General features: G+C 58.7%; 16 protein-coding genes and 1 tRNA gene. 14 read left to right on the top strand and 3 right to left on the bottom strand.

What is annotated here, in order from left to right:
- Window positions 1–17 precede the first annotated feature (17 nt).
- Window positions 18–1,115, top strand: a complete 1,098-nt coding sequence (locus EJA05_RS02195) for a multifunctional CCA addition/repair protein (RefSeq protein WP_125857210.1) — start codon at window positions 18–20, stop codon at window positions 1,113–1,115.
- 295 nt (window positions 1,116–1,410) lie between these two features.
- Here the strand turns inward: EJA05_RS02195 and folK are convergent, their stop codons facing one another.
- Window positions 1,411–1,920, bottom strand: a complete 510-nt coding sequence (gene folK / locus EJA05_RS02190; protein WP_125462341.1) for a 2-amino-4-hydroxy-6-hydroxymethyldihydropteridine diphosphokinase — start codon at window positions 1,918–1,920, stop codon at window positions 1,411–1,413.
- Window positions 1,911–2,267, bottom strand: a complete 357-nt coding sequence (gene folB / locus EJA05_RS02185) for a dihydroneopterin aldolase (protein WP_110994292.1) — start codon at window positions 2,265–2,267, stop codon at window positions 1,911–1,913. The genes folK and folB overlap by 10 nt, the downstream gene beginning before the upstream one ends.
- A gap of 74 nt (window positions 2,268–2,341) precedes the next feature.
- On the opposite strand from folB, the gene plsY reads away from it, so the two are divergent.
- Complete coding sequence (plsY, locus tag EJA05_RS02180) at window positions 2,342–2,911, top strand: glycerol-3-phosphate 1-O-acyltransferase PlsY (protein WP_125462340.1); 570 nt, start codon at window positions 2,342–2,344, stop codon at window positions 2,909–2,911.
- Between the two features lie 33 nt (window positions 2,912–2,944).
- Here the strand turns inward: plsY and tsaD are convergent, their stop codons facing one another.
- On the bottom strand, window positions 2,945–3,970 hold the full coding sequence (tsaD, locus tag EJA05_RS02175) for a tRNA (adenosine(37)-N6)-threonylcarbamoyltransferase complex transferase subunit TsaD (RefSeq protein WP_125462339.1): 1,026 nt from the start codon (window positions 3,968–3,970) through the stop codon (window positions 2,945–2,947).
- A 205-nt stretch (window positions 3,971–4,175) separates the two neighbouring features.
- On the opposite strand from tsaD, the gene rpsU reads away from it, so the two are divergent.
- From rpsU to EJA05_RS02115, 12 genes are all read left to right on the top strand, one after another.
- Window positions 4,176–4,391 (top strand): 30S ribosomal protein S21, encoded by a 216-nt coding sequence (gene rpsU, locus EJA05_RS02170; RefSeq protein WP_003255575.1) that lies wholly within the window; start codon window positions 4,176–4,178, stop codon window positions 4,389–4,391.
- 275 nt (window positions 4,392–4,666) lie between these two features.
- A complete protein-coding gene (gene dnaG / locus EJA05_RS02165; RefSeq protein WP_125857209.1) occupies window positions 4,667–6,655 on the top strand; it encodes a DNA primase in 1,989 nt (662 codons plus the stop codon).
- A 67-nt stretch (window positions 6,656–6,722) separates the two neighbouring features.
- Window positions 6,723–8,573, top strand: coding sequence for an RNA polymerase sigma factor RpoD (gene rpoD / locus EJA05_RS02160; protein ID WP_125462338.1), 1,851 nt, complete (start codon window positions 6,723–6,725; stop codon window positions 8,571–8,573).
- 119 nt (window positions 8,574–8,692) lie between these two features.
- Window positions 8,693–12,436 carry a bifunctional diguanylate cyclase/phosphodiesterase gene (locus tag EJA05_RS02155; RefSeq protein WP_125857208.1) on the top strand — a complete coding sequence of 1,248 codons (3,744 nt, stop codon included), beginning with the start codon at window positions 8,693–8,695 and terminating at the stop codon, window positions 12,434–12,436.
- A gap of 17 nt (window positions 12,437–12,453) precedes the next feature.
- Window positions 12,454–12,530, top strand: a tRNA-Ile gene (locus EJA05_RS02150).
- 482 nt (window positions 12,531–13,012) lie between these two features.
- Window positions 13,013–14,074 (top strand): tyrosine-type recombinase/integrase, encoded by a 1,062-nt coding sequence (locus EJA05_RS02145; RefSeq protein ID WP_034003578.1) that lies wholly within the window; start codon window positions 13,013–13,015, stop codon window positions 14,072–14,074.
- A gap of 187 nt (window positions 14,075–14,261) precedes the next feature.
- Window positions 14,262–14,468, top strand: a complete 207-nt coding sequence (locus tag EJA05_RS02140; RefSeq protein WP_033995319.1) for a hypothetical protein — start codon at window positions 14,262–14,264, stop codon at window positions 14,466–14,468.
- A 1-nt stretch (window position 14,469) separates the two neighbouring features.
- The gene (locus tag EJA05_RS02135) at window positions 14,470–15,426 is read left to right on the top strand and encodes a replication initiator protein A (RefSeq protein WP_125857207.1); all 957 of its coding nucleotides are present in this window, start codon (window positions 14,470–14,472) and stop codon (window positions 15,424–15,426) included.
- A 379-nt stretch (window positions 15,427–15,805) separates the two neighbouring features.
- Complete coding sequence (locus EJA05_RS02130; RefSeq protein ID WP_125857206.1) at window positions 15,806–17,872, top strand: ATP-dependent nuclease; 2,067 nt, start codon at window positions 15,806–15,808, stop codon at window positions 17,870–17,872.
- Window positions 17,865–19,598 carry a UvrD-helicase domain-containing protein gene (locus EJA05_RS02125; protein ID WP_114763378.1) on the top strand — a complete coding sequence of 578 codons (1,734 nt, stop codon included), beginning with the start codon at window positions 17,865–17,867 and terminating at the stop codon, window positions 19,596–19,598. Before EJA05_RS02130 ends, EJA05_RS02125 begins: the two co-directional genes overlap by 8 nt.
- 1,550 nt (window positions 19,599–21,148) lie before the next feature.
- Window positions 21,149–22,096, top strand: a complete 948-nt coding sequence (locus EJA05_RS02120) for a phage integrase N-terminal domain-containing protein (RefSeq protein WP_125857205.1) — start codon at window positions 21,149–21,151, stop codon at window positions 22,094–22,096.
- Between the two features lie 91 nt (window positions 22,097–22,187).
- The gene (locus tag EJA05_RS02115; RefSeq protein WP_125857204.1) at window positions 22,188–22,499 is read left to right on the top strand and encodes a hypothetical protein; all 312 of its coding nucleotides are present in this window, start codon (window positions 22,188–22,190) and stop codon (window positions 22,497–22,499) included.
- Window positions 22,500–22,545: the final 46 nt, after the last annotated feature.

Genomic DNA, 22,545 nt, shown 5'->3' with positions numbered 1-22,545 from the left:
AGTAATGGAGGTTCCACATGCAGATCTACAAGGTTGGCGGTGCCGTGCGCGACCGCTTGCTCGGCCGCCCGGTCAGTGACATCGACTGGTTGGTGGTCGGCGCCACGGTCGAACAGATGCAGGCCCAGGGCTTTCGCCCCGTCGGTGCCGATTTCCCAGTATTCCTGCACCCGAAGACGGGTGAGGAATATGCCTTGGCCCGCACCGAGCGCAAAAGCGGCCGTGGCTATGGCGGCTTCACCTTTCACGCCAGCCCGGATGTCACCCTCGAAGAAGACCTGATTCGTCGCGACCTGACCATCAATGCCATGGCCGAGGACGAACAGGGCACGCTGTACGATCCCTACCACGGCAAACGCGACCTGGATGAACGCGTCCTTCGCCACGTTTCCCCGGCGTTCGCCGAAGATCCCCTGCGGGTACTACGTGTTGCGCGTTTTGCTGCCCGCTACGCGCCCTTGGGTTTCAAGGTCGCCGAAGAAACCTTGGGGCTGATGCGCCAGATTGCCGAGTCGGGCGAACTACAGGCGCTGACCGCCGAGCGCAGCTGGAAAGAGATCGAGCGTGCGCTGATGGAACCCGAGCCGCAGGTGTTCATTGAAGTGCTGCGCAGCTGTGGCGGGCTGATGGAACTGCTGCCCGAGCTTGCACACGGCGCTGATACATTACCGGCGCTGCACCAGGCGGCCAAGCTTCAGCAGCCGCTGCCGGTGCGCTGGGCGTGCCTGCTGCGGGGGCTGCAGCCTGCCGCGATCAAGGCCCTCAACCAGCGCCTCAAAGCCCCGCGCGAATGCCAGGAGTTGGCGGCGCTGGTGGGGGAGTTTGCCGAGCGAGCGGACCATGCCCTGGCGCTGGAGCCTGCAAGGCTCCTGGAAATGCTGCAGAAGTTCGACGTGTACCGGCGGCCGCAGCGCTTCGAGGACTTCATCGCCGCGTGCGAGATGGCGACGCTGGGCTCAGGTTATCCACAAGGCGAGTACTTGCGCGGGGCCGCAGAGGCGGCGCGTGCCGTGGATGTGAAGCCATTGCTGGAAACCGGGCTTACCGGCCAGGGCCTGGGCGAAGCGCTCAAGGCCGAGCGCCTGAAGTCACTCGAAGCCTACAAGTCGGCTTAATCTGCCCGGCCTCTTCGCCGCTCCCACAGGCAGAGTGCAGGACTTGAGTTCGGCGCGGTCAGGTGGGAGCAACTGTCTTATGTCGTCAGTACTGGCCTCATCGCTGACAAGCCAGCTCCCACAGGTACGATGCTTACCTCGAGGTGAGCGCGATCCATGTGGGAGCGGCTTTAGCCGCGAACACCGGCAGAGCCGGTGCCATCCACCGCGTCGCTTGCTTCGCGGCTAAAGCCGCTCCCACCTGACCGCGCCGAACTCAAGACCTGCTCTATGCCCGCGAAGGGGCGGCGCAGGCTCACGCTGGGGTCAACTGCAACCCACGCCACTCGAACGGCACCGGCGCCAGCACCTGTTCGATGCTCGCCTCATGCCACAGCTGTGCCATGCTTTTCCCGGCGCCTGGATGCATCAGCGTCGGCGCCAGCAGCGATAGCGGCCACAGCACGAAAGCATTCTTCAGGATTTCCGCCCGCGGCAGCACCAACCCATCGAAGGTGCCGTGCAGATCACCGTACATCAGCACATCGATATCCAGCGGCAAACCCTTGCGGTCCGGCGCATATCGGCCATTTTCCGCCTCGATGAACTTGAGCCGACGGTCGAACTCCAGCAGCGGCAACTCGGTTTGCCCGCGCACCACCAGGTTGTAGAACGGGCCGCTCTTGATGCCCACCGCCTGGCTCTCGAACACTGCCGAACACTGCATGCCGCTGAGCATGCCAGCCAATGCATCGAGCCCCGCACACAAGTGCCGCTCGCGGTCGATGTTGCTGCCCAGGCCGAGGTAAACCGTGTTCAGAGACATCCGCGCTCGATCTCCACGCCAACGCCGCCGCGAGCCGCCGGCACTGCGCCCGGCTTGGTGAGCTTGAGGCGCACCCAGGGGATGTTGAACTCAGCCATCAGCACCGCCACCAGGCGCTCGGCGAACGTCTCGACCAACTCGAAGCGAGCCTGCTCGGCAAACGCCTGGACCCGCGCCGAAACGCTGGCATAGTCCAGTGCCAACGACAGGTCATCACCGGCGGCGGCCGGGCGGTTGTCCCAAGCGAAACTCAGGTCCAGGCGCAGGCACTGGCGAATATCCCGCTCCCAGTCGTAGGCGCCGATCACGGTATCGACTTCCAGGCCTTCGATGAACACTCTGTCCAAGCACTTCTCTCCACAGCACGACAAGGGCGACGGGCGCCGTTAGAATCAGGGCGTCCTCGCCCGGAATAGTTAGCATGTTTTGGTCACTGGCGCTGCTTGCCTACCTGCTCGGCTCTCTGTCCTTTGCCATCGTCCTGAGCCGCCTCAGCGGCAGCCCCGACCCGCGCTCCAGCGGCTCGGGCAATGCCGGCGCCACCAACATGCTGCGCCTGGCCGGGCGCAAGCTGGCGATCCTGACGCTGCTGGGCGACCTGTGCAAGGGCATGCTGCCGGTGCTGCTGGCACGCCTGGCCGGGCTGGACCTGCAAGAGCAGGCCTGGGTCGGTATCTGCGCGGTAGTCGGCCATCTGTTCCCGATCTACTTCCGCTTCAAGGGCGGCAAGGGTGTGGCCACTGCCGCTGGCATGCTCATGGCCCTGTACTTGCCGGCCGCCCTGCTTGCCATCGGCGCCTGGCTGCTGACCTTCTACCTCACCCGCACCAGCTCGTTGGCCGCGCTGATCGCCACGCCCCTCACCCTGCCACTGCTGGCCTGGCGCGAGCCAGCAGCCCTGCTGCCTATGACTGTGCTCACGGTGATGATCGTCTGGCGCCATCGCAACAATCTGCGTGACTTGTTTGCCGGGCGCGAACGGCATTTCTGAAACGCTCCCCGAGCCCAGCCCTTTCTTACATTCTTACAGTGCCGGCAGTTGCTCCATCGGCCAGCGCGGCTGCACGCTGATCGCCAGGTCCTGCTGCTGCCCGGCCATCAGGCGCTGGCAGCCAGCATAGGCGATCATCGCGCCATTATCGGTGCAGAAGCGCGGGCGTGCGTAATAGACATTGCCCTTGAGGCCGGCCAGCATGGTCTCCAGTGACGTGCGCAGGGCGGTGTTGGCACTCACGCCGCCGGCGATCACCAGGCGCTTGAGGCCGGTCTGCTTGAGCGCCCGCTTGCACTTGAAAGTCAGAGTCTCCACCACCGCTTGCTGGAACGCCAGCGACACGTCGCAACGGGTTTGCTCGTTGTCGTCCCCGGCCTCACGGCATTTTTGCCAGGTGTTCAGGGCGAACGTCTTGAGGCCGCTGAAGCTGAACTGCAGGCCTGGACGGTCGCACATCGGCCGCGGGAACACGAAGCGCCCTGGGGTGCCTTGCTCGGCCAGGCGAGCGATTTCAGGCCCACCTGGATAATTGAGGCCGATCAGCTTGGCGGTCTTGTCGAACGCCTCGCCGGCCGCATCGTCCAGGCTCTCGCCGAGCAGTTCGTATTGGCCAATGCCATCGACCCGTACCAGCTGGGTATGGCCGCCCGACACCAACAAAGCGACGAACGGAAACTCCGGCGGCTGCTCTTCGAGCATCGGCGCCAGCAAGTGCCCTTCCATATGGTGCACACCAATCGCCGGGATATCCCAGGCAAACGCCAGGGCCTGGGCGCAGGAGGCACCCACCAGCAACGCGCCGACCAGGCCAGGACCCGCGGTGTAGGCGATGGCGTCGATCTCGGTGGCGACGCAGCCGGCCTCCTCCAGCACCTGCCGGATCAGCGGCAGCATGCGCTTGACGTGGTCGCGCGAGGCAAGCTCGGGTACCACGCCACCATAGGCGCGATGCAGGTCGATCTGGCTGAACAGCGCGTCGGCCAACAAGCCGCGTTCGCTGTCGTATAATGCGACGCCAGTTTCGTCGCAGGATGTTTCCAATCCCAGTACTAGCATGGGTTCGTGCCCTGTCGAGGCTGAATTCGAAGGCGCGCATGATAGTCCCCGCACCCTGTGCCGACCAGCGGTTTTCGATCAGAGGCTTTGCATTCCTGCCAGCTAAGGGTTAACATCCGCAACCCTTGAAAACCGACGTACTCCAGCACACCTTATGTTTTGCCAGGAGCACGTCTACCCCGGTAATGAATTAAGGTAGCCCTGGATGCCAGCCGTCAAAGTTAAAGAGAACGAACCCTTCGACGTAGCTCTGCGTCGTTTCAAGCGCTCCTGCGAAAAAGCCGGTGTACTGGCTGAAGTTCGTAGCCGCGAGTTTTATGAGAAGCCGACCGCAGAGCGTAAGCGCAAAGCCGCTGCCGCTGTAAAGCGTCACGCGAAGAAAGTTCAGCGCGAACAGCGCCGCGCAGTTCGTCTGTACTAATACAGCCGTTCTACGCAAAGCTTCTGCCCCGCCCGGCCTCGTGCCGGGCAGATGGCAGCGGTCGCTTCAAACCCTTGGCCATGCGCCTGGGGTGCCCCGGCAAAAGCCATGGGCAACCTGTAGCAACACGTCAGACCTGGCCATTGGCCAGACGTGCACGTCCTTTCTGACGAGCCCTCACAGGCTGGTGACGAGCACATACCCCTTCGCGACACCCCACGCCAAACCCGAGCACAAGCGTTTAGACTTGCCAGTTGCCAGATGACGAGGCTGCCATGGCCGGGCTGATTCCCCAGAGTTTCATCGATGACCTCCTGAACCGCACCGACATCGTCGACGTGGTGAGTTCGCGTGTCCAACTGAAGAAGACCGGCAAGAATCTTTCCGCCTGCTGCCCGTTCCACAAGGAGAAGTCGCCCTCCTTCACCGTCAGCCCCGACAAGCAGTTCTACTACTGCTTTGGCTGCGGCGCCGGCGGCAACGCGCTGGGCTTCATCATGGACCACGACAACCTGGACTTCCCCCAGGCGGTCGAGGAGCTGGCCCGTGCAGCCGGCATGGAAGTGCCACGCGAAGAGGGCCGTCGGGGGCAGAAGCCGCGCCAACCAACCGACTCCCCCCTGTACCCGCTGCTCGAAGCTGCCAGCGAATTCTATCGCCAGGCCCTGCGCAGCCACCCGACCCGCAAGGCGGCCGTGGACTACCTCAAGGGGCGCGGCCTGTCCGGCGAGATCGCCCGCGATTTCAGCCTGGGCTTCGCTCCGCCAGGCTGGGACAACCTGCTCAAGCACCTGGGCGCCGACGCGCTGCAGCAGAAGGTCATGATCGATGCCGGCCTGCTGATCGAGAATGCCGAGAGCGGCAAGCGTTACGACCGTTTTCGCGACCGCGTGATGTTCCCGATCCGCGATAGCCGTGGCCGGGTCATTGCCTTCGGCGGCCGGGTACTGGGCGACGACAAGCCCAAGTACCTGAACTCCCCGGAAACTCCGGTATTCCATAAAGGCCAGGAGCTGTACGGCCTGTACGAGGCACGCAAGAACAACCGCAACCTCGACGAAATCATCGTCGTCGAAGGCTACATGGACGTCATCGCCCTGGCCCAGCAGGGGCTGCGCAACGCCGTGGCGACACTGGGCACGGCCACCAGCGAAGAACATCTCAAGCGCCTGTTCCGCGTGGTGCCCAGCGTCCTGTTCTGCTTCGACGGCGACCAGGCGGGGCGCAAGGCTGCCTGGCGCGCACTGGAGTCGACCCTGCCGAGCCTGCAGGATGGCCGCCGCGCACGCTTCCTGTTCCTACCCGAGGGCGAGGACCCGGACAGCCTGGTCCGCGCCGAAGGCACCGACGCCTTCCATGCCCGCATCAACCAGCACGCCCAGCCGCTGGCCGACTATTTCTTCGAGCAGTTGAGCAACGAGGCTGATCCGCGCTCGCTGGAAGGCAAGGCGCACATGGTCACGCTGGCCGCCCCGCTGATCGAAAAGGTTCCAGGGGCAAACCTGCGCCAACTGATGCGCAACCGCCTGAAAGAGATCACCGGCCTCGACCCGCAGCAGCTGGAGCAACTGGCGCAGAGTGCGCCGGCCGCCAGCAGCGTGCCGGATTACGACCCGGGCTTCGATTACGACGCCATGGCCAGCTACACCCCGGACTATGGCGACCTGCAGCACCAGCCCGACTACGCCCCGGCGCAACAGGAGCAACGCCCCTGGACACCGAACAAGGGCGGCAAGAAACAATGGGAAGGTAAGCCCTGGGACAAGAAAGGCGGCAAGCCCTGGCAGCGCGATGGCCAACGTGGCGACGCACCACCGCGGGTGCCGGCGCCGGTGGAACCACCGTCGCTATCGGCGCTGCGCACACTGTTGCACCACCCGTTGCTGGCCGGCAAGGTCGAAGATGCCGGTCATTTCGCCGACGAGCAGCAACTCTACAGCCAACTGCTGGTGGCCCTGATCGAGGCTGCGCAGAAGAATCCTAAGCTAAGCTCTATGCAGTTGATTGCACGCTGGCATGGCACCGAACAAGGCCGCTTGCTGCGTGCCCTGGCGGAAAAGGAATGGTTGATCGATGCCGACAACCTTGAACAACAGTTTTTCGACACTATAACTAGCTTGTCCGCCCGCCAACGCGAGCGCAGCTTGGAACATTTGATCAGCAAATCTCGTCTAACTGGCTTGGACGAGGACGAAACTGCCAAGCTTCGTGACTTGCTCCGCCGCAATGTTCCCGCACAAAACCCGACCTCATCTGGCGCGTGAGGTCCATGCTCGGGTATAATCCTCGGCTTGTTTTTTGCCCGCCAAGACCTTCAGTGGATAGGGTGTTATGTCCGGAAAAGCGCAACAGCAATCTCGCATCAAAGAGTTGATCACCCGCGGTCGTGAGCAGGGCTACCTGACTTACGCGGAGGTCAACGACCACCTGCCCGAGGATATTTCAGATCCGGAGCAGGTGGAAGACATCATCCGCATGATCAACGACATGGGGATCAACGTATTCGAGAGTGCTCCGGATGCGGATGCCCTGTTGTTGGCGGAAGCCGACACTGACGAAGCCGCAGCCGAAGAGGCCGCCGCAGCGTTGGCGGCAGTTGAGACCGATATCGGCCGCACGACCGACCCGGTGCGCATGTACATGCGTGAAATGGGTACCGTCGAGCTGCTGACTCGCGAAGGCGAAATCGAAATCGCCAAGCGCATCGAGGAAGGCATCCGTGAAGTCATGGGCGCCATCGCTCACTTCCCCGGCACTGTCGACCACATCCTCAGCGAATACGACCGCGTCACCTCCGAAGGTGGCCGTCTGTCCGACGTCCTCAGCGGTTATATCGACCCTGATGACAACATCGCCGCGCCGACCGAAGAAGTACCGATCCCAGGTGCCAAGGCTGCTGCCGCGAAGGAAGACGAAGACGAAGACGAAGAAAACGCCGAGAGCAGTGACGACGAGGAAGAGACCGAAAGCGGTCCGGACCCTATCGTTGCAGCCCAGCGATTCGGTGCAGTCTCCGAGCAGCTCGTCATCACCCTCAAGGTGCTGAAGAAGCATGGCCGCACCCACGCCGAAAGCATTGGCGCCATGCAGGCCCTGGCTGATCTGTTCATGCCGATCAAGCTGGTGCCCAAGCAGTTCGAAGCACTGGTAGAGCGCGTTCGCAGCGCCCTGGACCGTCTGCGCCAGCAAGAACGCGCCATCATGCAACTGTGCGTGCGTGACGCGCGCATGCCACGTGCCGACTTCCTGCGCCTGTTCCCGAGCAACGAGACCGACCAGACCTGGAGCGGTGACCTCGCCAAGCGCAGCACCAAATGGGCCGCTGCCCTGGGTGAGAAAAACGCCGCGATCGTCGCCTGCCAGCAGAAACTGATCGACCTTGAGACCGAGACCGGCCTGACCGTTGCCGAAATCAAGGAAATCAACCGTCGCATGTCCATCGGTGAGGCCAAGGCCCGCCGCGCCAAGAAGGAAATGGTCGAGGCGAACCTGCGTCTGGTGATCTCCATCGCCAAGAAGTACACCAACCGTGGCCTGCAGTTCCTCGACCTGATCCAGGAAGGCAACATCGGCCTGATGAAGGCGGTGGACAAGTTCGAATACCGTCGCGGCTACAAGTTCTCGACCTATGCCACCTGGTGGATCCGCCAGGCGATCACCCGTTCGATCGCCGACCAGGCACGCACCATCCGCATTCCGGTGCACATGATCGAGACGATCAACAAGCTCAACCGCATTTCCCGGCAGATGCTGCAGGAAATGGGTCGTGAACCGACCCCGGAAGAGCTCGGTGAACGCATGGAGATGCCAGAGGACAAGATCCGCAAGGTATTGAAGATCGCCAAGGAGCCGATCTCCATGGAAACGCCGATCGGTGACGACGAAGACTCGCACCTGGGCGATTTCATCGAGGACTCCACCATGCAGTCCCCGATCGACGTGGCCACGGTCGAAAGCCTCAAGGAAGCGACCCGTGACGTGCTCTCGGGCCTGACCGCACGTGAAGCCAAAGTGCTGCGCATGCGTTTCGGCATCGACATGAACACTGACCACACCCTCGAAGAAGTCGGCAAGCAGTTCGACGTGACCCGTGAACGGATCCGTCAGATCGAAGCCAAGGCGCTGCGCAAGCTGCGCCACCCGACGCGAAGCGAGCATCTGCGCTCCTTCCTCGACGAGTGATGACGAACCCCGGCCCAGGCCGGGGTTTTTCTTATGTGACAAAAGGTCATGACCGGCGTCACCCTGCTGGCAGGATGCCCGTCTACACTCGACTCAGACCCCCTGATCGAGAGGCCGCTATGCCCTTGATGCCGGCCCTCCTGTTGCTGCTCCTGATGGTCTGGAACACAACGGCCGGCGCCCTGACCCTGACTGACGAGGAACAAGCCTGGCTCAGCGCGCATCCGCAGCTGCGCCTGGGCATAGACGCTTCATGGCCGCCCTTCGAATTTCGCGACCAGGAAGGCCGTTACCAGGGACTGGCCGCCGATTACATCGCCCTTATCCAGGAGCGCCTGGGCGTCACGCTCAAACCGGTCGAGCCCAGCAGTTGGACCGAGGTACTCGAGCAGGCACGCAGCAACCGCATCGACCTGCTGCCCGGCATCATGTCCACCCCGGAACGCCAAAGCTACCTGGCCTTCACCCGCCCGTACCTGGACTTCCCGATTGTCATACTGGCCCACTCCGGTGGCCCGCAACCACGCAGCCTCAAGGACCTCTACGGCCTGAAGATCGCCGTGGTAGAGAACTACGCCCCCCACGAGCTGCTGCGCACGCACCACCCGGACCTCAACCTGGTAGCCATGCCCAACGTCAGCTCGACGCTGCAGGCACTGGCCACCGACGCCGTGGACGCCGTGGTCGGCGACCTTGCCTCGAGTATCTGGAGCCTTCGCCAGCTCAAGCTCGATGGCCTCTACGTCAGCGGCGAAACGCCCTACCGCTACCAACTGGCCATGGCCGTGCCACAGCAGCAGAAGATTCTCGTGGCCATCCTCGACAAGGTCATGGCCGACATGAGCAACAGCGAAATCAGCCATATCCAGCAACGCTGGGTGGGCAATGTCGTCGACCAACGCACCTTCTGGCATGACATGCTGCTGTACGGCCTGCCTGCGGTCCTGCTGCTGGTAGCCATCCTCGCTGCGGTGATTCGCATCAACCGCCGACTGAGTTCGGAAATTTCCCGGCGTATTGCCCTGGAGCAGGAGCTGCGCAGCAGCGAGTACCACTATCGCGGCCTGGTCGAGAGCCTGTCGGCGATCGCCTGGGAGGCCGACGCCAACGATTTCACCTACAGCTATGTTTCGCCCCATGCCGAAGACCTGCTCGGCTACCCGCTGAGCGAATGGCTCAAGCCCGGCTTCTGGCGCAGCATCCTGCACCCGGAAGACGCGCTCTGGGCTCAGGCCTATTGCGACAGCGAGACTGCCGCCGGGCGTGATCACAGCCTCGACTATCGGGTGATCCGCGCCGACGGTCACGCCCTGTGGGTGCGCAACATCGTCAGCATGATCGAGCACGGCCACAAGCCGCTGATGCGCGGCCTGATGATCGACATCAGCGAAACCAAACACACCGAGGACGCCCTGCGCCTGTCGGAGCAGAAGTTCGCCTCGGTATTCCAGCAGTGCCCGGACATCCTGCTCATCGCCCGGCAAAGCGACGGCTGCCTGCTGGAGGTCAACGAAGCGTTCGAAGAACAGATCGGCTTGAGCCCGAACCAGGTACTCGGCCGCACCGCCACCGAACTCGACCTGTGGGGCGTCGCCGGCACTGGCCCGATCATGCTCGAACGCCTGCAGCGCAGCGGTGTGCGCAACCTCGAGATGACCTTCCGCCGCAGCAACGGCCAGCTGTTCACCGGCCTCACCTCCGCCGAGGCCTTCGACCTCGATGGCACCCGGGCCTTGGTGGTGGCGGTACGCGACATCAGCCAGCTGAAAGAGACCCAGCAGCAACTGCAAACCTCGGAAGAAAAGTTCGCCAAGGCCTTCCATGCCTCGCCAGACGGACTGCTGCTGTCGCGCCAGAGTGATGGCCTGCTGCTGGAGGTCAATGAAGGCTTCTGCCGCCTGACCGGTTACGACATAAGCCCGAACGTCGACCAGACCTCCCTGGACCTCGGCATCTGGGTCGACCTCAACGAACGCCAGCGCCTGATAGAACGGCTCCAGCGCGAGGGCGCTGTGCGCGACTTCAGCTGCCATATCCGCCGCAGCGACGGGCAGATCCGCCTGTGCGAGCTGGCCGCCCGGCCACTGCCGATCGGCGGCGTCGACTGCATGCTGACCATCGCCCGCGACATCACCGAACGCCACCTGATGCAGGAAAAACTGCAGCTGGCGGCCACGGTGTTCGAGAACACCGCCGAAGGCGTGCTGATCACCGACATCGACCAGCGCATCAGCGCGGTCAACCGCGCCTTCAGTGAAATCACCGGCTACAGCGAGATCGAAGCCCTCGGCCAGACCCCTCGCCTGCTTGCCTCCGGCCAGCACGACAGCGCCTTCTACCTCGCCATGTGGCACCAGTTGACCGCCGAAGGCCACTGGCAGGGCGAGATCCACAACAAACGCAAGAACGGCGAGCTCTACCCCAGCTGGCTGACCATCAGCGCCGTGCGCAACAGCGAGCGTGAGATCACCCACTTCGTCGCCGTATTCGCCGACATCTCCAGCCTCAAGCACGCCCAGGCCAAGCTCGACTACCAGGCTCATCACGACCCACTGACCGGCCTGCCCAACCGCACGCTGTTCGAGAGCCGCCTGCAGGCCGTGCTGGCTTGCGCCCAGCTCTCCAACCGCCAGGGTGCGGTGCTGTTCCTCGACCTCGACCGCTTCAAGCACATCAACGACAGCCTCGGCCACCCGGTCGGCGACCTGCTGCTCAAAGGTATCGCCCAACGCCTGAAGGAGCAGGTGCGCGACGTCGATACCGTGGCCCGCCTGGGGGGTGACGAATTCATCATTCTGCTGCCCGGCCTGCACAAGCCTGACGACGCCAGCGCCATCGCCAACAAGCTGCTGGCCTGCTTCCATGCCCCCTTCCAGGCCGGCGAGCATGAGTTCTTCACCAGCGCCAGCATCGGCATCAGCCTTTACCCACAGGACGGCACCGACGTTGCCACCCTGATCCGCAACGCCGACGCCGCGATGTACCGTTCCAAAGCCAAGGGCCGCAACCGCGTCGAAGCCTACACCCGCGACCTTACCGCCCAGGCCAGCGAACGCATCGCCCTCGAGCACGAACTGCGCCGCGCCATCGAACGCAACGAGCTGAGCCTGTGCTACCAGCCCAAGTTCAGCCTCAAGACCCAGGGCCTGGTAGGCGCCGAGGCACTGATCCGCTGGACCCATCCCACCTTCGGCGAGGTGCCGCCCGAGCAGTTCATCCACCTCGCCGAAGAGAACGGCACCATCCTCCAGCTTGGCGACTGGGTGCTGGAACAGACCTGCCGGCAGATGCACGCGTGGAAAAAGAACTACCAGTCCTTCGGCCCGCTCTCGATCAACCTCGCCGGCGCCCAGCTGCGTCAGCCGAACCTGGCCAAGCGCATCGAGCAACTGCTCAGGACCTACCAGCTCAAGGCGGGCGACCTGCAGCTGGAAATCACCGAGAACTTCATCATGAGCCAGGCCGAAGAAGCCCTGGCCGTGCTCTACCAGCTCAAGCAACTTGGCGTGCAGCTGGCCATCGACGACTTCGGCACCGGCTACTCCTCGCTCAGTTACCTCAAACGCCTGCCGCTGGACATCCTCAAGATCGACCAGTCGTTCATCCGCGGCCTGCCGGATGACCCCCACGACGCCGCCATCGCCCGTGCGATCATTGCGCTCGGGCGCAGCATGCAGCTCACCATCATTGCCGAGGGTGTGGAGAACCAGGCCCAGCAGCGCTTCCTCGCCGCCGAGGGCTGTGAACAGATCCAGGGCTACATCGTCAGCCTGCCCCTGCCGCCCGCAGAGTTCGCTGCTACCTTCCTTCGCATAGCACTATCGGATCTTTCGGATGGCACGGTATCGAAACCCTCGTTATAATCCGCCGCACCTGCTGAGGGCCTATAGCTCAGTCGGTTAGAGCAGAGGACTCATAATCCTTTGGTCCACGGTTCGAGTCCGTGTGGGCCCACCACCTTCAAAGCCGCGTCCTGCGCGGCTTTGTGCTTTCTACGGTCGTGGCACCCGGATCAGTCCTTTGGTCCAAAGGTACGAAAACGGTACAGCGCTGGCACGCCAGCCTACCTTTGGAGTCCTCTCAGATGACCACGAACGTCAAAACACTCTCCTGTATTGGGAATGCCCTTCTCAGTGAAGCTGGCTGCCCGACTTCCCCCAAGACCTTCCCAACCAAGGGCAAAGCCGAGAACCAGGCATACCAAGCCGAAGGCTGTATCGCATGGAGCATCTTCATCCAGCCCAGCCATATTAACTCACCCTGGTTGGGATTTATTCCAAGGCGTCCATCCGATCCCCTCAAGATCGGAGGAGCCTCATTAGGGGCACTCCCTTTCCACTGTTAGGAAACACAGCACTGCACCACGGTTGATGGAAACGCCGACTCCCCCGCTATTCAGCGCAGTTGCTAAACCAGCCTAACTTTGGAGCTCCAACCTGATGGCCACAATCGTCAAGACCACTGCCGGCACTTGGAAAGCGGTTATCCGCAAAACCGGCTGGCCAACGAACGCCAAGACCTTCCGAACCAAACGCGACGCCGAGGATTGGGCTCGTCGCACAGAAGACGAGATGGTACGTGGCGTCTACATACAGCGCAGCGGTTCCGAGCGCATGACGCTTGAGAAAGCTCTGGGCCGCTATCTTCGTGAGGTGACGCCCACGAAGAAACCCACCACGCAGAAGGCCGAGGCCACCAAGGCGCAACAACTAATTCAACATTTGGGGAAATACTCCCTCGCAGCCCTCTCTGCAGACATCATTGCCGACTACCGCGACACTCGGCTTGCCTCCCTTACCAAGCGCAAACGCCCAACCAGCAATAACACCGTCAGACTTGAGCTGGCTCTGCTCAGCCACCTCTTCACAGTAGCGATCCAAGAATGGGGGCTTGGCCTGACATTCAATCCAGTTCTGAACATTCGCAAACCGAGTCCAGGCGAAGGTAGAGACAGGCGTTTGTCCCAGGATGAGGAACGACGCCTTATGACTGCCGTGAATAATCACAGCAACCCTATGCTGGGCTGGATCGTTTGCATCGCACTGGAAACCGGCATGCGTTCATCAGAAATCACCGGGCTGCTTTGCCACCAGGTCGATCTGAAAAAGCGCGTTGCGCGCCTTTCCGATACCAAAAACAACAGCGCACGCACAGTGCCACTGACCAGGCTCGCCACTGAAGCCTTCAGGCTGGCCCTGGAAAATCCTCTGCGCCCAGCGGACTGCAACCTGGTGTTCTTCGGTGAGCCTGGCAAGGACCATAAACGACGTCCTTATGCTTTCACAAAGACGTGGGGCCTGATCAAACAGCGTCTCGGTCTAGCAGACCTACGCTTTCACGATCTGCGTCATGAGGCAGTTAGCCGCCTGGTTGAAGGAGGGCTATCTGACCAGGAGGTCTCAGCTATCTCCGGCCATAGGTCCATGCAAATGGTCCGTCGTTACACGCATCTTCGAGCGGAGGATCTTGTTTCTAAGCTGGATCGCATCCAGCAGAACTAGTTGCCTGGATTTCCGGTTTAGCATGCGAAAGTAGTCGAAATTTCCCCTAGAGGCACCCACCTTTAGGGGACTCGCCACCTGCCAATGCTACAGGGGTTGTGCTCCTTTCCTCACTACGCCAGCCTGCCCTCAGAAAAGGGGCACTACATTTCCACTATTTGGGTATCAAGAAAAACGGAGATACCCCATGTCCCTCGAGGAACAGCTAATTTCCCGCTTCGGTCCGCTTCTGTCCATGGAGCAGCTGGCCGAACTGTTGCACCGCCCCACCAAAAGCCTGTCTGTTGCACTTAGCCGTCCCGGCCCCCTATCTGACCAACTCAACATTGCTCGAGTGAAGATTGGCCGGAAAGTCTACTTCCGGGCAACCGATTTGGCTGCGGCGCTTTCGTAACGTGCCTGTGCAAGTAGATCAGGCGCTAGCACGCCTGGAAGAAAGCCGCCTACGACGTGGAAAAGTCGTTCCGCACGTTAAGGATCGGCTCACCACCCAAGCGCCAATCGAAGCTCCTTTGGGGGCGATTGAGAAGAACTGTGAGAATCGCGAATTTTTCCTCGCAGATATGTTCGACCTTCCACTCAAATGTGACGGTCACAGCCTTCAGGCGCCGATCTTCTCGCTTTCAACCAAGCCGGATAGAAACGTTTGGGAATGGCGGAGCAAGGACGAAAAATCGTACATAAAAGTGGTTCCATCAGTTCTAGGACGCGCTACACAGCACGATAAAGACATCTTGATTTTTGTGATCAGCCAGCTCGTAGAAGGGCGCAATCGAGGTAGGGCGGACGCAAGAAATCGTACTGTCAGATTCAGAGCATATGACCTCCTTGTGGCCACCAACCGCCAAACTAGTGGGGATGGCTATAGACGCTTGAGAGAGGCGCTGGAACGGCTTAGCTGCACGAAAATCATGACCAATATTCAATCAGGTGGTCAGCGATTCAGAGAGGGGTTCGGGCTCATAGACCGATGGCGAATTGTGGAGCAATCCGCTCATGACACCCGCATGGTCGCAATTGAAATCACTTTATCCAAATGGCTATTCAGCGCAGTTCGCTCGCTAGAGGTGTTAACCCTTGATCCAGCCTATTTCGAGCTTCGATCTCCCCTGGCCCGAAGGCTCTACGAGATTGCACGTAAACACTGCGGATACAAGGGACAATGGAGCATTGGCCTTGAGTTGCTAAGGGGAAGGGTTGGCAGCCACTCTCAATTACGAGATTTCCGGCGCCAGGTACGTGCCATCCAAGCAGAAAATGGCCTTCCTGGATACCGATTGGAGCTGGGCGAAAAGGACAGGGTGACCTTCTTCAACCTCAGCAAAATCAAGCTAGGTCATGAGGCTTCCTAGCACCGAGCAGACGGAGCAGACTGTGGATAGTATCGTCGTTTCACACGCACTCGCCTCGTCGTTTCACACGCGAAATCCTGTGAAAAGACACGTCGTTTCACCCACGATTACTTCGTCGTTTCACACGCGACCACTTCTGTACACCCCCCAAGCTCATTGGGTTTCCGCCGGACCAGCTCCACCCTAACGCGCGCGCGCGTTTCTTAACCAAAAAATCTTTAACTAGCTTGTAATCAACGTGCGGCAAGCATCATCAGTTACCACCATCGGATTCGGGAGGTCAGCCGCCGGAGTAGCGACAAATGGCCATCACGCTGGCACTATCGGGTCATTGAGCGCCCGCGCTCTGGATAGGGAATTCACTTTGGGGGAGGGAAATATGTACATCCAGCAAGCCGAGATAAAGAATTTTCGTCTGCTATCCGATGTAGAGCTTGCGCTTGAAGCACAGACTACAGTCATCGTAGGACGAAATAACAGCGGCAAAACCTCCTTATCAGAAGTCATTCGCAGGCTTCTCGCTGACGGTAGCGTCGCGTTCCAGCTAGAAGACTTTTCGAGCGTCTGCTATGACGACTTCTGCAAAGCACTGGTAGCTTTCAACGAAGGGCAGGACGAGGCTGAGCTTCGAAAGCTCATTCCAGCCATAGAGCTGCGCCTATCAATTCAATACGATCCAGCCCAACCGCAGTTGGGGCCACTTAGCCCGTTCATTATCGACTTGAACCCCGCATGCACTGAGGCTCGGGTAGTCATTCGCTATGAACTGAAGGATGGCCAAGTTGCACATCTTTTAGATGGACTGCCGAAGGAGCCTCTCACCCCCGAGACTCGGGTAACGTTCTTCCGAACACTCAGAGAGCGAATCCCTACCGAGTTCGCCACAAAAATTTGGGCAGAAGACCCTAACGATGTAGAAAATCGTCGACAGTTACAACCCAGCGTGCTTCGCAGCCTAATTAAGACTGGCTTCATTAATGCACAACGAGGGCTGGATGATGTCACATCACGCGAGTCAGATGTATTAGCAAAGATTGTTGAAAGCCTATTCGCCACTGCCTCTTCCTCCACGGCGGACTCCGCCGACAAACAAATTGCGGCCGCTCTGGAAGGAGCTGTACATGACATCCAAAATCAGATAGATGAAAATTTTGGCGGACAACTAAAAAGTCTGATCCCGGCACTAAAGACCTTTGGCTACCCCGGACTTGGAAGCCAGGAACTGCACACAGAAACACTGCTTGATGTTCGAAAGCTTCTTTCAAACTTCACAAAGGTTCGTTATACAGGATTTAGCGGCATCACCTTACCAGAGTCCTATAATGGGCTAGGAGCTAGAAACCTTATCTTTATACTTCTTCAGCTTGCAGGCTTCTACAAAGCCTACCGAGCTGAAACCACTCAACCTGGAATACATTTGATTTTCATTGAGGAACCGGAGGCACATCTTCACCCTCAAATGCAGGAGGTTTTCATTAAGAAACTCTCCGAGATCGCCCAGAAGCTTGTTGATGGCACTGAAGACAAACGACCATGGCCAGTCCAGTTCGTTGTTTCCACGCACTCCTCTCATATAGCCAACGCAGCAGGCTTCGAGAGTATTCGCTATTTTCTCAGCACTGCAGCAGTCGATGCCCAAGATGGTATGCGGATTACCAAAATCAAGGATCTGCGAAAAGGCTTAAAACAGACCAATAGTGACGACAAGAAGTTTCTTCACCAGTATATGACCTTGACTCGTTGTGATCTTTTTTTCGCCGACAAAGCAATCCTTGTAGAAGGGCTCAGCGAACGACTATTGCTCCCCGTCATGGTAGAAAAACTTGAAAAAGAATCTCCCGAGGCACCAAAACTATCCAGCCAATACATCACCATCTTGGAAGTCGGCGGAGCTTACGCACAGTTATTTTTCGAGCTACTTCAATTCCTCGAGCTTCAAAGCTTAATCATTACGGATATCGACGCTGTTGAAAAACCTGGCGGCGAAGCATGTGCAGTTCATCTTGGCCAGCACTCCAGCAATGCATGTATTAAAGCATGGTTCTCCAACGACAACCCCTACACGTTGAATGGCCTGCTGGCAAAAAAAGAGCCCGACAAAATAAAAGATGGCAATCGGATTGCGTACCAGTGCCCTGAATTAGAAAACGGTCCATGTGGGCGTACATTTGAAGATGCATTCATACTTGCCAACTCAAAAACATTTGGTCTAACAAGCACCTCTCCCAATGAACTGGAAATTGAAGCTCGCACCCAAGCTTCAAAGTGGAAGAAATCAGAATTCGCATTGAAGTATGCGATTTCAGAGAAAAACTGGTCGGTTCCTACCTACATTGCAGATGGGCTCCGCTGGCTAGCACCAGAAGTTATCCGCCCTGATCTAGCCTTAGCGTTAGCCGTCGAAGCAGCCATCGACCTGCCCGAAAAAGGTACCGACCATGACTGAAGTTGAATCTCCAGCAGAAGCCGCAAGCCGCCGCGCTTTGGAGGCTATGTATGCCTGCCTTGAAAACGGGCAAAGCTTCAGACTCGAGGCCGGGGCAGGAGCCGGCAAGACATACTCGCTGATCAAGGCACTAAGATATTTAATCAATCGCCACAAGGATACCTTTCCAAGGTTCGACCAAAAAATCGCTTGCATAACCTTCACGAACGTTGCAAAAAGCGAGATTGAAGCACGTACAGACAAAAGCCCCCTTATCTTCTGCGAAACAAACCATGCATTCTGTTGGTCGCTAATAAGCGGCTTTCAAAAGCCGCTACGCGCATTAGTTGAAGCAATGCCAGCTTGGCAAGAGAAAATCGCAGAGGTCGGTGGGAGCTTAGGCGATCGTACAATTGAATACAGCCTCGGCTATCGCTCCGTAAAGGACGATCGGGCGTCGATTCATCATGACGACGTGCTACCGCTCACCATATCGCTCATGGAGCATGAAAAGTTTCGGCGCATGATCACTAGTCGATATCCAGTTATCTTGGTAGACGAGTATCAAGATACAGATAGCGACTGGGTTGAAGCGATCAAAACCCGCTTCTTAGGACAACCTGGTACGCCAATGTTTGGTTTTTTTGGTGATCACTGGCAGAAAATCTACGGCAACGGCTGCGGAAAACTCGACCATCCAGCAGTAACTGAGATTGGGAAAGAGGCAAACTTCCGATCGTCTAAGCCCCTGGTGGACTGTCTCAATCGAATGCGTCCAGGGCTCCAGCAATGCGTAGAAGACCCTCAAGCTTTCGGTCAAGTCTGGGTGTTTCACACTAACAATTGGCAGGGACAACGACAAACTGGCGGGCACTGGGGAGGAGATCTACCCACTGATGAAGCCCAAGCTGCGTTAGAGCGCGTCAAAGCCACCTTGGAACAGGAGGGTTGGGATTTCTCTCCTGAGCACACAAAGATCCTCATGTTGACGCATCGGCTACTTGCAAGCCAGCAAGGCTACCAAAGCTTGCCGACCACCTTCCGCTACAACGAGTCTTTTACAAAAAAAGAAGACGCCCATATAGCTTTTTTTGTCGACCAGCTTGAGCCTGCATGCGATGCGTTTATTGCGCAAAAATACGGTGCGATGTTCGATGCACTAGGCGGTAATGTGCCGCTGCTGCGCAGCCATGCAGATAAAGTCGCTTGGCACGAAGCTATGACCCAGCTTGTGGCTCTTCGAGAAACTGGAACAGTTGGCCAAGTGACCGATTTTATGCTTGCTCGGCGACGTCCTAGGCTGCCAGACACGCTGGAAAAACGTGAACGAGCGCTGCGAGACTTCGATAAGACAGCCGGCGCTGAGATACCTCGAGTTCTGGCAGAGCTGGAGCAGTTACGCAATGTTTCCTACTCGGAGATCAAAGCACTACGAAAATACCTTGATGGCCATTCTCCCTTTGAGACTAAGCATGGCGTAAAAGGAGCGGAGTTCGAGAATGTCCTCGTTGTGGTCGGTCGAGGATGGAATCAATATAACTTCGGTGAGATGCTTACTTTGGCAGGCGCCCAACGCGTACCGGCTGCAAGGGAAGCTGCTTTCGAACGTAACCGAAATCTATTCTACGTGGCTTGCTCAAGGCCACAGAGGCGCCTTGCCATCCTGTTCACACAGGAGCTCACCCCTGAAGCGATCGGCACACTTGAAGCTTGGTTTGGCGGTGAATCTGTAGCAACCGCCCCATAAGGGGCGGTATCTATTATCAACGAGGCCACCACTCTGTAGGGATATGGCTTGCGCAGCCAAGGCAACCAAATCCTCCAGTACCATCCCATCTCAGCACGAATTGATCTGCTCCAGTCAATTGGAGCCCTCCCCTCCCACTCCACAACTCAACTGTGAACTCCTGGCGGCGGTTCTCCCGTCCTTGGTCATCGAACCACCGCATAACGGCATGACCATTAGCTAGCTCGAGTAAAACGTAGCCTGCTCGCCATACAGCAGTACTCGCGAACACGCCTTCTGTCGGTCGAGTGTCAATGCATCCTGCGAGGGTTAGCAAAATGCATGTGGCCATCAGCCATAGCGGTTTCATGAATCTGACTTCCCAGTAGTTAACCCGAAAAGGGAATCTGCAAGGGAATGGGTCAACATCCAAGCCAAAACCGGTAGCTGAAATCCCTTGAAAAGCCTAAGAGCGCCGATTTGGCTCAGGGCAGCTTAGGGCGGGAAAAGGGATATTTGGGTGTTTTCTAAGGCAACAAATGACGGGAAAAGGCGTAGAAGGGGATTTTTCACCGAGCCTTTTTGAGGCGATCAACGGCACAAAAGGGTAGGAAAGGGAATCTCTCGGGCATTCTTGGGGCGCTTTGGGTGCTTTTTGCCTGGATCTGGCAGTGAGGTGGGATAGCTCTGCGTCACTACCATTAGGTAGTGACGCAGAGCGTAGGCCCGCAAAGCGGGCCCAAAAGCGGGTGCATTTATGCACCCGTTGAAGCTTGCCTTTCAGGCTGTAAGCCCCGCTACGCCAGGCTTACAGCCAATTTTGTTTTCAGAGCAGTCTTTTGGCTTGCTTCGATTTATTGGATATGTTTTTCTGGTGACGGCCACGTGATGGCCCCTAATTCTCACCGTTAGCCGGGTCGAAAATTTCCGATTCCGGTTGCGGGGGATGATGCAGCCAGCCAGCAATTCTGGTGCTGCATCGTCGCCGCCTCTGATCTGTGAATTCACTCGTCAGAGGCGGCAAACGCTCCAGGGTTGGCAACCTGGCAGCGATGATTCATCGCCCGACTCCTGGTGGCGTCACGCCAGGCGATCAACAGAACCCTCGGCTGTTGTTCGTGAAATTGAGGGTCGTCCAGCTCTGGACGTAAAACTGAGTCGTTGTAGGCGCGAAAACTACACCGGCTCAAACGAGCCGCCTCTACGTGGTCCACCGTAGGGTGCCCCTCCAACTGACCTCGGTCAGGCTGTCGTTGTGGACACGGCATTGCACCGGCTCAGCGTGCATTTGGTTGCAGCTCGTCCTCTGGGATTGAGCGCACCAATTCCGTAACCGCGACTCTCCGAGTCCGCTCGTTACGGCGACCTCCTTAGGTCATTAGCAACGTCGTTCCGATCCTGGCCTTGGCCAGCTCCCTTCACTCAGTGATTGGGACAGGAACTAACACTTACCGCTCATCCTCGACGTTGCGGCCGCCCGAGATCTGGACGGAATTTCAGCCCTAGCCTTTGAATGGAACGGGCCGGGTCAATGTGTTGACCTTGCTTCAGATATTCACTGAGCGATGGTTATGGACAAACTCGAATGGGATTGGGTGCAGACACAAAAACACAATCGCGACGGTTCTTTCTCCACGCAATCAGCACGACGGGCCACACTCGCCCTATCGGCACGACAGCTCCGAGAACTTGGCTATAGGAACCTACGTGCTGATCGTGTCGCCCAAAAGCACCTACGAGCCTTGGTAGGTAAATGGAAAGGTGACGGCCTAAGCCCCGCCACGATAAAAAACCGGATGGCGCATCTGCGCTGGGCCTGCGAGAAGGCCGGCCGGCCCGGCGTTGCCGGGTTGAGAAATGATGACCTCGGTATCGAACGTCGCCAGTACATTGCTCGCGAATCCCGTGCTACCGCTTTGACTGTAGGGGCTCTACAGCAGGTACATGACCGCCATATCCAGTTCAGCCTTCGTCTCCAGGCCGAGTTCGGTCTACGTCGCGAGGAGTCAATTAAATTCCGGGTCGCGGAAGCAGACAGAGGGACCGATCGCATTGCTCTGGCGGCTTCCTGGTGCAAAGGGGGCAGGGCTCGAGAAATCCTGATTCGGACTCCAGAGCAGAAAGCACTGCTCCGCGAGCTACACGACTTCTGCGGAACCTCAAGCCTAATCCCTGCTCACCTCTCGTACGCGCAGCAGCTCAAACGGTATGAATACCAAACCAATGCAGCCGGGCTCCATAAAAACCATGGATTGCGCCACCTCTACGCACAGACTCGATACCTTCAATTGACAGGGAGACAGTGCCCAGCGGTACAACGAACCCTGTCGACACAGGCTCATCTTGTTGGCGGAGAAAACGGGTGGTTTGGACAAGTGATACGGCCAATACCCCAGCTTCCAGAAGGGCTTACTTCCGCAGGGCTTGATGATCGAGATGCCCGCCAAATCATCACGGAGGAACTCGGCCATGGCCGCATTTCAATCACGAACTCTTATCTGGGATCTACCCGCGGATAAGTCGGAATTCCAGCCCTAAGGTTTGACTGGAGTCCAATCCCCCAGCGTGCTCTTTAGGCATGAGGTACCAACTGGCCAATAGGAGCATCCAATGAATGAAACTCAGGTTGAGAAAATCGCCACACAATATGGGATCAACCAACCCGATGCAGGTCGCCTCCTTTCGGAGGCAAGTAAGCTCTGCGCCATCGCGGACGAGCACGGTGAGGTCGATCTGAATGATGCCTGGTTGGTGAACCAGATAGGCATGCAGGAAACCCAGAAATCCTGGCAGGAGCATCATCAGGTAAACGTCGAGTGGGCGCCATATTGGTTGGTGATGCTCGACACCACTCCCGTACCTATCATGGGCCCCCTCGATCCTGATCTGATCGACATTTTAGTAGGTAGGGTGCTCGTTTGATCCGTTCAGCACGGGCTCTCGCAACGTGTGAGCCCGTGCACCAAGT

Origin of the sequence: Pseudomonas oryziphila, assembly GCF_003940825.1 — a bacterium.
GTDB lineage: Bacteria > Pseudomonadota > Gammaproteobacteria > Pseudomonadales > Pseudomonadaceae > Aquipseudomonas > Aquipseudomonas sichuanensis.
Note: the sequence above shows the minus strand (reverse complement) of the source record. Positions and strands in the feature narration are given on the sequence as shown.

Coding starts and splice junctions, on each gene's coding strand:
- rpoD (WP_125462338.1), top strand. CDS start 6,723: ATGTCCGGAAAAGCGCAACAGCAATCTCGCATCAAAGAGTTGATCACC.
- EJA05_RS02125 (WP_114763378.1), top strand. CDS start 17,865: ATGACTGAAGTTGAATCTCCAGCAGAAGCCGCAAGCCGCCGCGCTTTG.
- plsY (WP_125462340.1), top strand. CDS start 2,342: ATGTTTTGGTCACTGGCGCTGCTTGCCTACCTGCTCGGCTCTCTGTCC.
- EJA05_RS02145 (WP_034003578.1), top strand. CDS start 13,013: ATGGCCACAATCGTCAAGACCACTGCCGGCACTTGGAAAGCGGTTATC.
- EJA05_RS02140 (WP_033995319.1), top strand. CDS start 14,262: ATGTCCCTCGAGGAACAGCTAATTTCCCGCTTCGGTCCGCTTCTGTCC.
- EJA05_RS02120 (WP_125857205.1), top strand. CDS start 21,149: ATGGACAAACTCGAATGGGATTGGGTGCAGACACAAAAACACAATCGC.
- EJA05_RS02115 (WP_125857204.1), top strand. CDS start 22,188: ATGAATGAAACTCAGGTTGAGAAAATCGCCACACAATATGGGATCAAC.
- dnaG (WP_125857209.1), top strand. CDS start 4,667: ATGGCCGGGCTGATTCCCCAGAGTTTCATCGATGACCTCCTGAACCGC.
- rpsU (WP_003255575.1), top strand. CDS start 4,176: ATGCCAGCCGTCAAAGTTAAAGAGAACGAACCCTTCGACGTAGCTCTG.
- EJA05_RS02155 (WP_125857208.1), top strand. CDS start 8,693: ATGCCCTTGATGCCGGCCCTCCTGTTGCTGCTCCTGATGGTCTGGAAC.
- EJA05_RS02195 (WP_125857210.1), top strand. CDS start 18: ATGCAGATCTACAAGGTTGGCGGTGCCGTGCGCGACCGCTTGCTCGGC.
- tsaD (WP_125462339.1), bottom strand. CDS start 3,970: ATGCTAGTACTGGGATTGGAAACATCCTGCGACGAAACTGGCGTCGCA.
- folK (WP_125462341.1), bottom strand. CDS start 1,920: ATGTCTCTGAACACGGTTTACCTCGGCCTGGGCAGCAACATCGACCGC.
- EJA05_RS02130 (WP_125857206.1), top strand. CDS start 15,806: ATGTACATCCAGCAAGCCGAGATAAAGAATTTTCGTCTGCTATCCGAT.